This is a genomic window from Ralstonia sp. Ralssp135, assembly GCF_047304345.1.
GTDB lineage: Bacteria > Pseudomonadota > Gammaproteobacteria > Burkholderiales > Burkholderiaceae > Ralstonia > Ralstonia chuxiongensis.
Genome location: NZ_JBGLYZ010000006.1, coordinates 1 through 13,474, shown reverse-complemented (window position 1 = coordinate 13,474; position 13,474 = coordinate 1). Strand labels below are relative to the sequence as shown.

Annotated in this window: 16 protein-coding genes; 3 read left to right on the top strand and 13 right to left on the bottom strand. The window is 64.8% G+C overall.

The window, feature by feature from the left end; translation table 11 throughout:
• Positions 1–10 precede the first annotated feature (10 nt).
• The 9 genes from ACCD03_RS06690 to rpe all read right to left on the bottom strand — a co-directional run bounded on the left by ACCD03_RS06690 (position 11) and on the right by rpe (position 7,728).
• On the bottom strand, positions 11–802 hold the full coding sequence (locus ACCD03_RS06690) for a uracil-DNA glycosylase (protein ID WP_325653182.1): 792 nt from the start codon (positions 800–802) through the stop codon (positions 11–13).
• Positions 799–1,458: a CYTH domain-containing protein gene (locus ACCD03_RS06685; RefSeq protein WP_325653184.1), complete on the bottom strand. Its 660-nt coding sequence runs from the start codon at positions 1,456–1,458 to the stop codon at positions 799–801. The genes ACCD03_RS06690 and ACCD03_RS06685 overlap by 4 nt, the downstream gene beginning before the upstream one ends.
• A 3-nt stretch (positions 1,459–1,461) precedes the next feature.
• The gene (gene trpC / locus ACCD03_RS06680) at positions 1,462–2,265 is read right to left on the bottom strand and encodes an indole-3-glycerol phosphate synthase TrpC (RefSeq protein WP_045203095.1); all 804 of its coding nucleotides are present in this window, start codon (positions 2,263–2,265) and stop codon (positions 1,462–1,464) included.
• A 1-nt stretch (position 2,266) separates the two neighbouring features.
• A complete protein-coding gene (gene trpD / locus ACCD03_RS06675; RefSeq protein WP_024977775.1) occupies positions 2,267–3,304 on the bottom strand; it encodes an anthranilate phosphoribosyltransferase in 1,038 nt (345 codons plus the stop codon).
• 13 nt (positions 3,305–3,317) lie between these two features.
• Positions 3,318–3,755 carry a hypothetical protein gene (locus tag ACCD03_RS06670; RefSeq protein ID WP_413411176.1) on the bottom strand — a complete coding sequence of 146 codons (438 nt, stop codon included), beginning with the start codon at positions 3,753–3,755 and terminating at the stop codon, positions 3,318–3,320.
• Positions 3,755–4,324 (bottom strand): aminodeoxychorismate/anthranilate synthase component II, encoded by a 570-nt coding sequence (locus ACCD03_RS06665; RefSeq protein ID WP_045203097.1) that lies wholly within the window; start codon positions 4,322–4,324, stop codon positions 3,755–3,757. Before ACCD03_RS06665 ends, ACCD03_RS06670 begins: the two co-directional genes overlap by 1 nt.
• Before the next feature lie 16 nt (positions 4,325–4,340).
• On the bottom strand, positions 4,341–5,873 hold the full coding sequence (gene trpE, locus ACCD03_RS06660) for an anthranilate synthase component I (protein WP_413411175.1): 1,533 nt from the start codon (positions 5,871–5,873) through the stop codon (positions 4,341–4,343).
• A gap of 401 nt (positions 5,874–6,274) precedes the next feature.
• Positions 6,275–7,006 (bottom strand): phosphoglycolate phosphatase, encoded by a 732-nt coding sequence (locus ACCD03_RS06655; RefSeq protein ID WP_413411174.1) that lies wholly within the window; start codon positions 7,004–7,006, stop codon positions 6,275–6,277.
• Positions 7,003–7,728 carry a ribulose-phosphate 3-epimerase gene (gene rpe / locus ACCD03_RS06650; RefSeq protein WP_024977770.1) on the bottom strand — a complete coding sequence of 242 codons (726 nt, stop codon included), beginning with the start codon at positions 7,726–7,728 and terminating at the stop codon, positions 7,003–7,005. Before rpe ends, ACCD03_RS06655 begins: the two co-directional genes overlap by 4 nt.
• A gap of 131 nt (positions 7,729–7,859) precedes the next feature.
• On the opposite strand from rpe, the gene apaG reads away from it, so the two are divergent.
• Positions 7,860–8,234: a Co2+/Mg2+ efflux protein ApaG gene (apaG, locus tag ACCD03_RS06645; protein WP_045203101.1), complete on the top strand. Its 375-nt coding sequence runs from the start codon at positions 7,860–7,862 to the stop codon at positions 8,232–8,234.
• A 7-nt stretch (positions 8,235–8,241) separates the two neighbouring features.
• Here the strand turns inward: apaG and ACCD03_RS06640 are convergent, their stop codons facing one another.
• The gene (locus ACCD03_RS06640; RefSeq protein ID WP_253542018.1) at positions 8,242–8,475 is read right to left on the bottom strand and encodes a hypothetical protein; all 234 of its coding nucleotides are present in this window, start codon (positions 8,473–8,475) and stop codon (positions 8,242–8,244) included.
• 74 nt (positions 8,476–8,549) lie between these two features.
• Between ACCD03_RS06640 and ACCD03_RS06635 the strand changes: the two genes are divergently transcribed.
• Positions 8,550–9,704 carry a murein transglycosylase A gene (locus tag ACCD03_RS06635; protein ID WP_253542021.1) on the top strand — a complete coding sequence of 385 codons (1,155 nt, stop codon included), beginning with the start codon at positions 8,550–8,552 and terminating at the stop codon, positions 9,702–9,704.
• 20 nt (positions 9,705–9,724) lie between these two features.
• Here ACCD03_RS06635 and paaK read toward each other — a convergent pair whose 3' ends face one another.
• The 3 genes from paaK to paaG form a co-directional block, all read right to left on the bottom strand.
• Positions 9,725–11,029 carry a phenylacetate--CoA ligase PaaK gene (gene paaK, locus ACCD03_RS06630; protein ID WP_413411173.1) on the bottom strand — a complete coding sequence of 435 codons (1,305 nt, stop codon included), beginning with the start codon at positions 11,027–11,029 and terminating at the stop codon, positions 9,725–9,727.
• A 77-nt stretch (positions 11,030–11,106) separates the two neighbouring features.
• Positions 11,107–11,568: a hydroxyphenylacetyl-CoA thioesterase PaaI gene (gene paaI, locus ACCD03_RS06625; protein ID WP_325649138.1), complete on the bottom strand. Its 462-nt coding sequence runs from the start codon at positions 11,566–11,568 to the stop codon at positions 11,107–11,109.
• Between the two features lie 10 nt (positions 11,569–11,578).
• Positions 11,579–12,367 carry a 2-(1,2-epoxy-1,2-dihydrophenyl)acetyl-CoA isomerase PaaG gene (gene paaG / locus ACCD03_RS06620; protein WP_253542038.1) on the bottom strand — a complete coding sequence of 263 codons (789 nt, stop codon included), beginning with the start codon at positions 12,365–12,367 and terminating at the stop codon, positions 11,579–11,581.
• Between the two features lie 83 nt (positions 12,368–12,450).
• On the opposite strand from paaG, the gene ACCD03_RS06615 reads away from it, so the two are divergent.
• On the top strand, positions 12,451–13,227 hold the full coding sequence (locus tag ACCD03_RS06615) for an enoyl-CoA hydratase (RefSeq protein WP_413411172.1): 777 nt from the start codon (positions 12,451–12,453) through the stop codon (positions 13,225–13,227).
• Positions 13,228–13,474 lie beyond the last annotated feature (247 nt).

Here is a 13,474-nt window from a genome sequence, read left to right as displayed (position 1 = left end):
CCCGCGCGGTTCAAGCGGCCTGCGGTTTCAGCCAGTCGATGGTGGGTTGGTGCTGCGCAGCCAACCAATCATTGGCCGTCTTGAAATGCCCGCATCCCAAGAACCCCCGATGCGCTGACAGCGGCGAGGGGTGCGGCGCCTCCAGCACGAGATGCCCGTCCGACAGCAGCGCGCGCTTGGCCTGCGCGTGGCTGCCCCACAGCATGAACACGCGCTTGTGACCGACGCGCGCCAGTTGCTCGAGCAGGCAATCGGTAATGCGCTCCCAGCCGCGCTTGGCGTGGCTGGCGGCCTGGCCTTGTTCGACAGTGAGCACCGTGTTCAGCAGCAGCACGCCTTGCTGTGCCCAGCCCTCCAGGTTGCCGGAGGTGCTTGGCAGCTTGCAGCCGAATTCCGCTTCGATTTCCTTGTAGATATTGCGCAGGCTGGGCGGGACGCGCACGCCCGCGGGCACTGAGAATGCCAGCCCATGCGCCTGCGGAATCTCGTGGCCATCGACGGTGCCCGTGCCGTGATACGGATCCTGACCGAGGATGACGACGCGCACATCGTCTACCGATGTCAGGTGCAGCGCGCGAAAGACATCGGTCGGAAAGATCGGCTTGCCCGCCGCGCGCTCGCCATCGACAAAGGCGCACAACTCGGGCCAGTTGGCCTGCGCGATGCAAGGCGTCAGCACCGCCTTCCAATCGGCGGGCAGCGCGTCGAACTGCCGGGCCAGCGGGATGAAATCCCCAGCGGGGGTGTCCACCGCAGGTTCATCGAAGAGCGCGGCTTGCGCCGGATTGGCGCGTCGCGTCATGTCTGGCCCCCGATGGCTTTCGCGCGCAACTGGTAGCCGCGTTGCGCCTTGCTGATGTCGAGCGGCGTGAGTCCGGTCACGGCGGCGCGCAGCGTCTCGGTCCACGCATGCAGTCGCTCGGCGATTGCGTCTTCGCTGAGCGTGCTGTCGGCGGCCGGCTTCCATTCCAGTTCCAGCTCGTCGATCGGCTCGCGTGCTTGCGTGCCGGGGATGAGGATGGCGCCGGCGTCCAGTGCAATCTCGATCTCACCGCCATCTGCTGCGACATGCCACAGGCGGCGCGTGAAGTCGGTGCGGAACAGCGGGGCGAGCGCGGCTGCATGTGGCCGAACATAATCGGCCGCTTCAGCGGCGTTGTTGGCGACAAAGGCATCGACCGACAGCGCATCGTTCGGCAGCGGCACCTCCCATTCGTGGCGGGCGCTCAAACCGGACGTACTCACTGCTGCGGTCTTCAGCGTTTGCAGCCATTGACTGCCCTGACGGCGCACGCGCAACGCGGCACGGTTGCGTGCCAGCGCCTGGTCGGGCGTGTCGTAGTAGACGTTTCCCAATTCCACCGAGCCGGCTGCCTGCGCATGGGCGTCCAGCCAGCCGACCAGCGCGTCGTGCGTGCCGGCCGACACGGCCAGCTTCAATTCAACTTCGCGGGCCATCGATCAGGCAAACAGGCGGGCGAGTTCGGCGCCCGGGTCTTCGGCGCGCATGAAGGCTTCACCGACGAGGAATGCGTTGACCGCGGCGGCGCGCATCTTGCGAACGTCGTCCGGCGTGAGAATGCCGGATTCCGTCACGACGATGCGATCGTCCGGCATGTGTTTGAGCAGGTCGAGCGTGGTGTCGAGCGAGGTCTCGAACGTGCGCAGGTTGCGGTTGTTCACGCCCACCAGCGGCGTTTGCAGACGCAGCGCGCGGTCCAGCTCGCGCCCATCGTGCACTTCCACCAGCACGTCCAGGCCAATTTCGAGCGCGCACGCTTCGAGTTCGACCATCAGGCCCTGATCCAGCGCAGCAACGATCAGCAGGATGCAATCTGCGCCCCACGAGCGCGCTTCGTACACCTGGTACAGGTCGACCATGAAGTCCTTGCGCAGTGCCGGCAGCGTGCAGGCGGCGCGGGCTTCGCGCAGGTAATCAGCGTGGCCCTGGAAGAACTGCTCGTCGGTCAGCACCGACAGGCATGCGGCGCCGTGCTCGGCATAGCTGCGGGCGATGTCGGCGGGCTTGAAGTTCGGGCGCAGCACGCCCTTGGACGGCGAAGCCTTTTTCACTTCAGCGATGACGGCGGCGTTGCCGGCAGCGATCTTGTCGCGCATTGCCTTGGCAAAGCCACGGGGGCCGAGCGCGCTGTCGTTGCGGTTGGCTTCAGCTTCGGCGCGCACGCTGGCGAGGTCGCGGTGCTTGCGTGCGGCGGTCACTTCTTCGGCCTTCACGGCCAGGATTTTCTGCAGGATGTCGGACATATCAGGCTTTGAACTGGTTGGTGACGCGCACGAGTTCGTCGAGCTTGGCACGCGCTGCGCCCGAGGCGATCGCCTCGCGGGCCAGCTTCATGCCGTCACCGATCGAACCGGCGATGTTGGCTGCGTACAGCGCTGCACCCGCGTTGAGCGACACGATTTCGCGCGGGGTGCCGGGCTTGTTTTCCAGCGCGTCGATCAGCATGGCTTTGGACTCCTCCGCGTCGGCCACTTTCAGGCTGCGGTTGGAGACCATCTGCATGCCGTAGTCCTCGGGGTGGATTTCGTATTCGGTTACCACGCCGTCCTTGAGTTCCCCGACGAGCGTGGCGGCACCCAGCGAGACCTCGTCCATGCCGTCCTTGCCGTAGACAACCACGGCGTGCTTGGCGCCCAGGCGCTGCATCACACGCACCTGAATGCCGACCAAGTCCGGATGGAACACGCCCATCAGGATGTTCGGCGCGCCGGCCGGGTTGGTCAGAGGCCCGAGGATGTTGAAGATCGTGCGCACGCCCAGTTCCTTGCGGATGGGGGCGACGTTCTTCATGGCGGGGTGGTGATTGGGCGCAAACATGAAACCGATGCCTGCTGTCTCGATGGATTCGGCCACTTGCTCGGGCGTGAGCATGATGTTCACGCCCAGCGCTTCCAGGACATCGGCGCTGCCCGACTTGGAGCTGACGCCACGCCCGCCATGCTTGGCGATGCGCGCGCCGGCCGCCGCCGCCACGAACATCGAGGCGGTCGAGATGTTGAACGTGTTGGCGCCGTCGCCGCCCGTGCCGACGATGTCGACAAAATGATCAGACACCTCAGCGGGCACATCGACCTTGGTGGCGAACTCGCGCATGACAGTGGCAGCGGCCGCGATTTCGCCGATGGTCTCTTTTTTGACGCGCAGCCCCATGGTGAGGGCGGCGGCCATGACAGGCGACATCTCGCCGCGCATGATGAGCCGCATCAGGTGCAGCATTTCGTCGTGGAAGATTTCCCGATGTTCGATACAGCGGACGAGCGCTTCTTGCGGAGTGATGGACATGGTCGTTCCGTATTCAGTTGGGCGCTGCCGGAGCCGCAGCCGGGGTGGCCGGCTGTGCGGCGTCGCGCAAGGCGCCGATGCGCTCACGCGAGAGATCGGCCTCGCACGCGGCTTCAGCCAGTTCGGCATCGGGCGCATTGCGGGCCAGGCGGCGTTGCAGGTCGCATTCGGCCTGCCGGTAGAGTTGGTGTGCGCGCACGGTGCGGTCGAACGCCATGGCGGCGCCACGGTCCGTGCCGGGGTTGTCGGCAATGCGGGCGCGCAGCATGTTGCGGCGTGCCGATTCAGCAACGGTCAGTTCGGCCAGCGCCGACTTGCGCGCGGCCTGCACGCAGCGGGCGACGTTGCCGGCTTCGGGCTGGGCGGTGCGGCAGGCTTCCAGCGTACCGCCCATTGCCGGCAGGCTTGCCATCATCGCCAGCGCCAGCGCCACCGCGCACGCGCGGCGCATCAGACGCGTTCCTTCAGGAAGTTGGCAAGCAGCGCGTGGCCGTGCTCCGACAGGATCGATTCCGGGTGGAATTGCACACCTTCGACGGGCAGCGTCTTGTGGCGCACGCCCATGATTTCACCGTCTTCCGTCCAGGCGGTGATTTCCAGGCAGTCCGGCAGCGTTTCGCGCTCGATCGCCAGCGAGTGATAGCGCGTCACCTTGAAATGCCTCGGCAGGTTGGCGAACACGCCCACGCCGGTGTTTTCGATGGTGCTGACCTTGCCGTGCATCACCTTCTGCGCGCGGATCACGCGCCCGCCAAACGCGTCGGCGATGGCCTGATGCCCCAGGCATACGCCCAGGATGGGCACGCGCCCCGCAAAGTGCTTGAGCGCCGGAACCAGGATGCCGGCTTCCGTCGGCGTGCACGGGCCGGGCGAAAGGCAGATGCGCTCCGGATTCAGCTTTTCGATCTCTTCGATCGTGATCTCGTCGTTGCGGACCGTGTGCACGTCCTGGCCGAGTTCACCAAAGTATTGGACGATGTTGTAGGTAAAGGAGTCGTAGTTATCGAGCATCAGCAGCATGGTGTTCTCCTTGACCTCAGAAATCGGCGTCGAGGCCGTCTTGCACTTGCTCGGCGGCGCGCAGCACGGCGCGCGCCTTGTGTTCGGTTTCCCTCCATTCGGCATCCGGGTCCGAATCGGCCACCACGCCGGCGGCGGCCTGCACGTAGAGATTGCCGTCCTTGATGATGCCGGTGCGGATGGCGATGGCCAGGTCCATCTCGCCCGAGAACGACAGGTAACCGACGGCGCCGCCGTAGATGCCACGCTTGACCGGCTCCAGCTCGTCGATGATCTCCATCGCGCGCACCTTGGGCGCACCCGAAAGCGTGCCCGCCGGGAAGGTCGCGCGCAGCACGTCCATGTTGGTCATGCCGGGCTTCAGGCGGCCTTCGACCGAGCTGACGATGTGCTGCACGTGCGAATACTTCTCAATGACCATCTGGTCCGTCACCTTGACCGAGCCGATCTCGGCAATGCGGCCGATGTCGTTGCGCGCCAGGTCGATCAGCATGACGTGCTCGGCGATTTCCTTCGGGTCGTTGAGCAGTTCGGTGGCCAATTCGGCATCGCGCTCTGGCGTGCTGCCGCGCGGGCGCGTGCCGGCCAGCGGGCGGATCGTGACGATGCGGGCGGATTCGTCGGTGCCGTTGCCGTTGTTTTCAGCAGCCGGCACACGACGCTCTTCCTGGCGCACCAGGATTTCCGGCGATGCCCCGACGATCTGCATGTCGCCGAAGTTGTAGAAATACATATACGGCGAAGGGTTCAGCGAACGCAGCGCGCGGTACAGCGACAGCGGTGCGTCGCGGAACGGCTTGACCAGGCGCTGGCCGATCTGCACTTGCATCATGTCGCCGGCGGCGATGTATTCCTTGGCCTTGAGCACGGCGGTGATGTAGTCCGCCTTGTCAAACTCGCGGATGGTGTCGGTGCGCACCGACGGCGACGTCACCGGCACATCCACCGGCTGGTGCAGTTTCGTGCGCAGCGCGCGCAGGCGCTGTTTGGCGCGTGAATAGGCCTCGGGCTTGGACGGATCGGCGTAGACGATGAGGTAGAGCTTGCCCGACAGGTTGTCGATCACGGCCAGCTCTTCGCACAGCATGAGCTGGATGTCGGGCAGTTGCAGATCGTCGGGTGGAGCGGTTTCAGCCAAGCGGGGCTCGATGAAGCGCACGGCGTCGTAGCCGAAGTAACCCGCCAGGCCGCCGCAGAACCGCGGCAGACCCGGGCGCAGCGCCACTTTCTGACGGCGCTCGAACGCGGCGATGAAGTCCAGCGGGTTGCCGTCGTGCGTTTCCACCACCTTGCCGTCGGTCACCACTTCGGTGTGGTTGCCCTTGACGCGCAGCAGCGTGTGCGCGTGCAGGCCGATGAAGGAGTAACGCCCGAAGCGCTCGCCGCCCACCACCGATTCCAGCAGGAACGTGTGCGTGCCGCGGTCGTGCGACTGCGCCAGCTTCAGATACAGCGACAGCGGCGTCTCCAGGTCGGCCAATGCCTCGGCAATCAGCGGAATGCGGTTGTAGCCCTGGTCGGCCAGCGATTTGAATTCGAGTTCGGTCATGAGCGGTCAGGTCGATTCGCCAGGCGGGCGGTTGCGCGCCCATCGGCATGCGTTCGCTCCACGGCAAACGCAAGAGCGTCAATGATGCCGTCGGAACGTTAGCAGAACATCAGGGATGGGAACGCGCGAACGTCGTAAAAGCGACCGTGCGATCCCGCAAGGGCCGTCCGCAGCCGATAGCAGGCCAGCGGAAGACCGACGGGCGGTCAGCGTTTGGGGCAGGAGATACGAGGGTGGTTCGGGCGGCGCGTTCGTGACGCGCCAGAGTGCCGAAACCGAGGAAGAACGATCAGCAGCCGTGCAAACGCTTACGCCCGGACAAGGGCGTGCCAGGGCCGCCAGGGCCAGGCCCCCCGGTCACCACCAGCGTCGACGCGTTTGCGATTCAGGAACATGGATCGTCAGTTGGAAGCGGCAGAAACGAGGCTGTGTGGCTCTGCATACGGCCGGATCAGCTCAGCTGCCGCAAAAAGTGTGTCGACTATAGCATCGGCTCCTGCGCCCTGTATAGGCTGGCCGTGGTTGTAGCCATACGGCACCGCCAGCACGCGCATGCCGGCAGCACGGGCCGCGCGGGCGTCGTTTTCCGAGTCGCCAATGGCCACGATTTCGGCCGGTGTCACGCCAAATGCCTCCGCCACGCGCAGCATGGGGTACGGATCGGGCTTGCGATATTGAAAGGCGTCCCCGGGGTACACAAGGTCGAAATACGTGTTCAGACCGAGTTGGGCCAGAAGCGGCTGCGTGAAGTCGTGTGGCTTGTTCGTCACGCAGGCGAGGGGAACGCCCATGCCGCGCAATGCAGCCAGCCCTTCGCGCACGCCCTCATAGACGTTCACGTGTTGGCCGTTGATGGCGATGTAGGCGCGCTGGTATGCCTCCAGGCCCTCCGCAAAGCGGCTATTGGCCTGAGCAGGTGGCAAGCGCGCATCCAGCACGCGCCGCACGAGGTTTTCTGAGCCTTTGCCGACGTAGCTGACGACTTCCTCGGCCGACATGTCTGGCGTGGCACCAAGGGCCTCCAGCATCGCATTGATGGCGGCGTGGAAATCGCCCGCCGTGTCCACCATCGTCCCGTCCAGGTCGATGATGACAGCGCGGACGGGGCCGGCGGGTAGCACGCCCGTCGTCATGCCAGAGGGGCCAGCGCTTGGCGCAGCGCGCCCACGGTGCCGCGATAGCCGCCATCCGCGTCCGGCTTGCCGAACACGGCCGAACCCGCGACGAAGGTGTCGGCGCCGGCCTTGGCAATCTCAGCGATGTTGTCCGCCTTCACCCCGCCATCGATCTCAAGCAGGATCTTGCGGCCGGTCTTGTCCTGGTATGCATCGAGTTTCTGGCGAACGGTGCGCAGCTTGTTCAGCGCTTCCGGAATGAACGATTGGCCGCCAAAGCCCGGGTTGACCGACATGATCAGCACCATGTCCAGGCGATCCATCACATGATCCAGATAGTGCAGCGGCGTGGCCGGGTTGAAGACCAGGCCAGCCTTGCAGCCGTTGTCGCGGATCAGCGCCAGCGAGCGGTCGATGTGCTCCGAAGCTTCCGGGTGGAACGTGATCAGGTCAGCGCCGGCCTTGGCGAAGTCCGGGATGATGCGATCGACCGGGCTGACCATCAGGTGCACGTCGATCGGCACCGGCTTGCCGTCCTTTTGCGCGTGCGGGCGGATCGCCTCGCAGACCAGCGGCCCGACGGTCAGGTTCGGCACGTAGTGGTTGTCCATCACGTCGAAATGGATCCAGTCGGCGCCCGATTCGAGCACGCGGCGCACTTCTTCGCCCAGGCGGGCGAAGTCGGCGGACAGGATGGACGGGGCGATGCGGAAACCGGACGGATCGATGGCTGCGGACATGATGGGAGACGGATAAGGCGCGCAGATGCGCAAAGGAGGCCGCTATTTTAGCCGGATCGGCCGTCTGTCCGCGCCTTGCCGCTGCCACAGCCATGCCGCACAATGGGCGCCAATTCTGATTGTGGATCGACATGCCGAGCTACGAATTCACCGTCCAGGTCCGGACGCGCTATCTGCCGGAGCAATCCGAGCCGGAGCAGGGCAGCTACGCCTTCGCCTACACCATCACCATTCGCAACACCGGTGACGTGCCGAGCCAGCTTATTTCCCGCCACTGGCTGATCACCGACGCCGACGAGCAGGTGCAGGAAGTGAACGGCCTGGGCGTGGTTGGCCACCAGCCGCTGCTGCCACCGGGCGAGTCTTTCGAATACACGAGCTGGGCGACCATCAAGACACCCGTGGGCACGATGCGCGGCGAATACTTTTGCGTGGCCGAAGACGGTCACCGCTTCGAGGCGCCCATCCCCGAATTTGCGCTGGTGATGCCGCGCATGCTGCACTGATCGGGAATCAGGGCGCGTCGGATTTGGCCGCTTGCGAATCTTTCGGGGCGCTGGCGGTCGATTCCGAAGGTTTGACAGCGTCGCTGTGGCGCGACGGGTGTTCGGGCGGCGCACGCAGTGGGCGCGGATGCTTCTTGGCGCCCGACATCGTCCAGATCACGACGAAGATCAGCAGGAACAGCGCCACGCCGGCCTCTAGGCCGAACAGCATCATTGGATGGTTTTCAAAGAATTCGCTCATGGTCAACGGCGGGAAGGTCGGGTGCGAGGCATTGTAGCCAAGCCCGCGCCCGTTCTAGACAGGATGGAACACGCATGACAGCAGCAACCTTGGACGCATTGACACGAGCCGGCAACGCCCTGCACCGCCGATGGGCTGCGCGGATGGGTTCCCTGGCCGCGGCCCTCGTCGCCGCAATGCTGGCAGCTTGCACGAGTGGACCGCCGCCGCGCGTCGAAACGCCGCAAGCGCCCACCGGCACGCTCGGCGGCCATCTGGCCCCCGCCGCGTGGGCTGATGTGTCCGGCTGGACTGCTGACGACCTCGCCTCCGCCTGGCCCGCACTGCAATCGAATTGCCAAGCGATGAAGCGCCGCGCCGAATGGTCGCGCGTGTGCTCCGCCGGTCTGATGGTCGATGCTGGTGACCCGATTGCCATGCGCGTTTTCTTTGAAGACAACTTCACGCCGTATCGGGTCGTGAAGGACGACGGCACCGACAGTGGCCTCATCACCGGTTATTACGAACCGCTGCTGCGCGGCTCCCGCACCCGCCACGGGGCCTATCAGACGCCGCTGTACCGCATGCCCGCTGCGTGGCGCGGCAAGACGCTGCCGGCCCGCGCGCAATTAATCCGCAGTCCGGCGCTCCAGGGACAAGAGATTGTCTGGGTGGACGACCCGGTCGAAGCTGCGTTCCTGCAGATCCAGGGCTCGGGCCAGGTTCAGTTGGAAGAGGGCGGCATCATGCGCCTGGGCGTGGGCGGGACCAATAATCAACCGTTCCGCTCGTTCGCCCGCTGGTTGCTCGACATGGGTGAAATCACGCCGGTGCAGGCGACCATGCAGGGCATCAAGGCCTGGGCACGCGCCAATCCGGGCCGCGTCGAGGAGATGCTCAACATCAACCCGCGCTACGTTTTCTTTGCAGAGACGCCTGGCAACACGGGCGGCCCGATCGGCAAGCTCGGCGTGCCACTCACGGACGAGCGTTCGATTGCCGTGGACCCGACTTACATTCCGCTTGGCTCCCCGGTGTTCCTGTCGACCACCAAGCCGCTGTCGACCGATCCCATCCAGAAACTCGTTTTTGCGCAGGATGTGGGTTCGGCCATTCGTGGCGCGGTGCGTGCCGATTATTACTTCGGCCATGGCGATGCCGCGGGCGATCTGGCCGGGCGCATGAAGCAGGCGGGCCGCCTTTGGGTGCTTGTGCCGAAGGGTGGCAGCGTCGGCGTCGCCGCCCGTTAAAGAGAGGTGCTTGAAAGGGACTAACCGCGCCGCAAGTCCACCACGCGGCGCGCTTTACCGACCGAGCGCTCGATCCCGCCGCTGGCCAGCGTCTCGATCGCGGCCGTTACACCAATCAACGACTTGATGTCGTGCGCCAGCTGACGGCTCGCCGATTGGGCTTCGTCCGCCGGCGCACCCAGCGCCGCCTCGATCCGCACCGTCAGCGTATCCAGCGGCCCTTCCTTGCCGAGCACGCATTGATAGTGCGGTGAAAGCGCCGCGTGCTTCAGGATCAATTCTTCGATCTGCGATGGGAACACGTTCACACCGCGCACGATCATCATGTCGTCGCAGCGGCCGGTGATTTTCTCCATGCGACGGAAGCCCGGACGTGCCGTGCCCGGCAATAGGCGCGTCAGATCGCGCGTGCGATAGCGCACCACCGGCATCGCTTCCTTGGTCAGCGACGTGAACACCAGTTCGCCGAATTCGCCGTCGGGCAGCACCTCGCCCGTGTCCGGATCGATGATCTCCGGATAAAAGTGGTCTTCCCAGATGGTCGGGCCGTCCTTGGTCTCGGCGCATTCGCTGGCCACGCCTGGCCCCATCACCTCTGACAGGCCGTAGATATCGACCGCTGAAAGCCCCATGCGCGCTTCGATAGCGCTGCGCATTTCGGGCGTCCATGGCTCGGCGCCGAAGATGCCGATCTGCAGGCTCGACGCGGCAGGGTCCATGCCTTGCCGCTCGAACTCATCGGCAATTGCCAGCATGTAGCTGGGCGTGACCATGATGATCTGCGGCTGAAAATCGACGATCAACTGCACTTGCCGCTCGGTCTGCCCCCCGCCGAACGGGATGGCCGTCAGCCCAGCGCGCTCCACACCGTAATGCGCGCCTAGGCCCCCGGTGAAAAGCCCGTAGCCGTAGCTCACGTGGACTTTGTCGCCGCGCCGTGCCCCCGCCGCACGAATCGAGCGCGCCACCAACCCGGCCCACGTATCGATATCCGCCAGCGTGTAGCCGACGACCGTGGGTTTGCCCGTCGTGCCCGACGACGCGTGGATGCGCGCAATCCGATCCTGTGGCACCGCAAACATGCCGAACGGATAGTTGTCGCGCAAATCCGCCTTGGTCGTGAATGGAAACTTCGCCAGATCGGCAAGCGATCGCAAATCCGACGGATGCACGCCCGCCGCGTCGAACTTGGCCCGGTAGGCTGGCACGTTCTCATACGCATGCGCCAAGCTGCGCTTCAGGCGTTTAAGTTGCAACGCCTGGATGGCGTCGCGGCTGGCGGTCTCGATCGGATCGAGCGGCAGGTCGGTCGAGCGGGGGCGCATGCGGGTCTCCTCGGGACGCCGTCATGCGGCGTCCTCTTGTGGTGGCGCGATCTCGGATCTTTATAACGATGGCGAGGCTAGACCTCGCTGCTGTCGGAAACGGGAATGACGTGGCCGCGAATCTGCGCGGACTTGCCGCGAAACATGGCGACCACCTCCCCCGCTTGGTTGGAGACACGAACGTCGTACACGCCATGCCGGCCGGACAAAACCTGCTCGGTTGCCTCGGCAACGAGAACATCGCCGCCATGCGCCGGCCGCAGAAATTCGACGCTGCACCCAGCCGCCACCGTGTTGTGATTGTGGCTGTTGCAGGCAAACGCGAAGGCAGAATCGGCCAGCGTGAAGATCAGCCCGCCATGACACGTGCGATGGCCATTCAGGAATTCCGGCCGCACGGTCATGGATAAGCGGGCAAAGCCGGGCCTGACCGCCTCCACGTGCATGCCGAGCCAGCGGGTGCAGGCATCGGCGTCAAACATGCTCTTGCAGGCGGCTTCGGCCAGGGCCTGCGCATCGTGGAGGGTGGTCTCGGTCATGCAGATTCCTCTATTCGCCGGTGAAATGCGCCACGCGCTTGTTGAGGAACGCGTCGACGCCCTCGGCGTAATCATGGGAGTTGCCGAGTTCGCGCTGCAGGTCGCGTTCCAGATCCAACTGGGCGTCGAGCGACTGAGTGGGCGCCGCATGCATCGCACGCTTGATGGCGGCCAGCGCCCGCGTCGGCTGCTTGGCCAGGTGGTCGGCCATGCAATTCACTTCGGTCATCAGGATCTTGGCATCGTGATAAACGCCCCAGATCAGGCCCCAGGCGAGCGCGGTCTTGGCGTCGAGTTTCTCGCCAAGCATCGCCAGCCCCATCGCCCGCGCTACGCCGATGCGCTGCGGCAGGAACCACGTCCCGCCCGAATCCGGCAACAGCCCGATCTTTACAAAGGCTTGGAGGAAGCATGCATTCTCGGCGGCCATCACGATGTCGCACGCCAGCGCCAGATTCGCGCCCGCGCCCGCGGCCACACCATTCACAGCGGCAATCACCGGCAGGGGCATGGCACGCAGACGGCGCACCAGCGGGTTGAATTGTTCGTCGATGAGCTGACCCAGGTCGGTCATCTGACCGGGCGTGAAATTGAGTTCGGAGAGATCCTGGCCCGCGCAGAAGCCGCGCCCCGCACCGGTCAGGATCAGCGCGCGGGCCCGCTGGCGCTCCACCTTGTCCAGCGCGTCGCGCAGTTCCCGGTGCATGCCGGCCGTAAAGCTGTTGAGCTGATCGGGCCGGTTCAGCGTGATGGTTGCCACGCGTTCATGCCAGTCGAGCAGAATGGTCGGGCTAGTCATCTTGTCTCCTCCTCGGTCATCGGTTTATTGATTAACCGACCGGTTGGTCGGCTAATATTACATCCATTCCAACTGGAGCTTCTATGTCCTACGAAAACATTCTGGTCGAAACGCGCGGTCGCGTCGGTCTTATTACGCTCAATCGTCCGAAGGCGCTCAATGCCCTCAACGATGCGCTTATGGATGAACTTGGCGCCGCGCTTCTCGCCTTCGATGCCGATGCCAACATCGGTGCCATCGTCATCACCGGCAGTGAGAAGGCATTCGCCGCGGGCGCGGATATTGGCGCCATGGCCGACTACGACTTCGCCACGGTCTATAAGAACGAATACATCACGCGCAACTGGGAAACCATCCGCCGTATCCGCAAGCCGGTGATTGCCGCGGTGGCCGGCTACGCGCTGGGCGGCGGCTGTGAACTGGCCATGATGTGCGACATCATCCTTGCCGCCGACACCGCCAAGTTCGGCCAGCCGGAAATCAAGCTTGGCACCATGCCCGGCGCTGGCGGCACGCAGCGCCTGCCGCGCGCCGTCTCCAAGGCCAAAGCCATGGATCTCTGCTTGACCGCCCGCATGATGGGCGCTGAAGAAGCCGAGCGCGCCGGCCTAGTCTCGCGCGTCATCCCCGCCGACAAGCTGCTCGACGAAGCCATCCAAGCCGCAGAAACCATTGCCGCGTTCTCGCTACCCACGGTCATGATGATCAAAGAGTCGATCAACGCGGCCTACGAGACTTCGCTCACCGAGGGCGTGCATCTTGAGCGCCGCCTGTTCCACTCCACATTCGCCACGGAAGACCAGAAAGAGGGCATGCGCGCCTTCATCGAGAAGCGCGCACCGGCGTTCAAGCACCAGTAAGTGCGGCGTAGCGGTGTGATCTCGGGAATACCCGAGTAACCATCTCGGGTATCTCGGGTCTCGTTTGCGCGTGCTTTGCGGCCGCAATCCTAGGCGCAGACGGGGCTGGCGGCGATTCTTCACGAACTCGTCATCAACCCGTCACGACAAAGGTGTTGCCAACCTCCAGGAACCCGCCTATAGTTCGCCCCTCGCTGCAAAACACAGCGCCGAAACGCAGGTTGAGGCGGTGGAGTTTGGTGGTGGA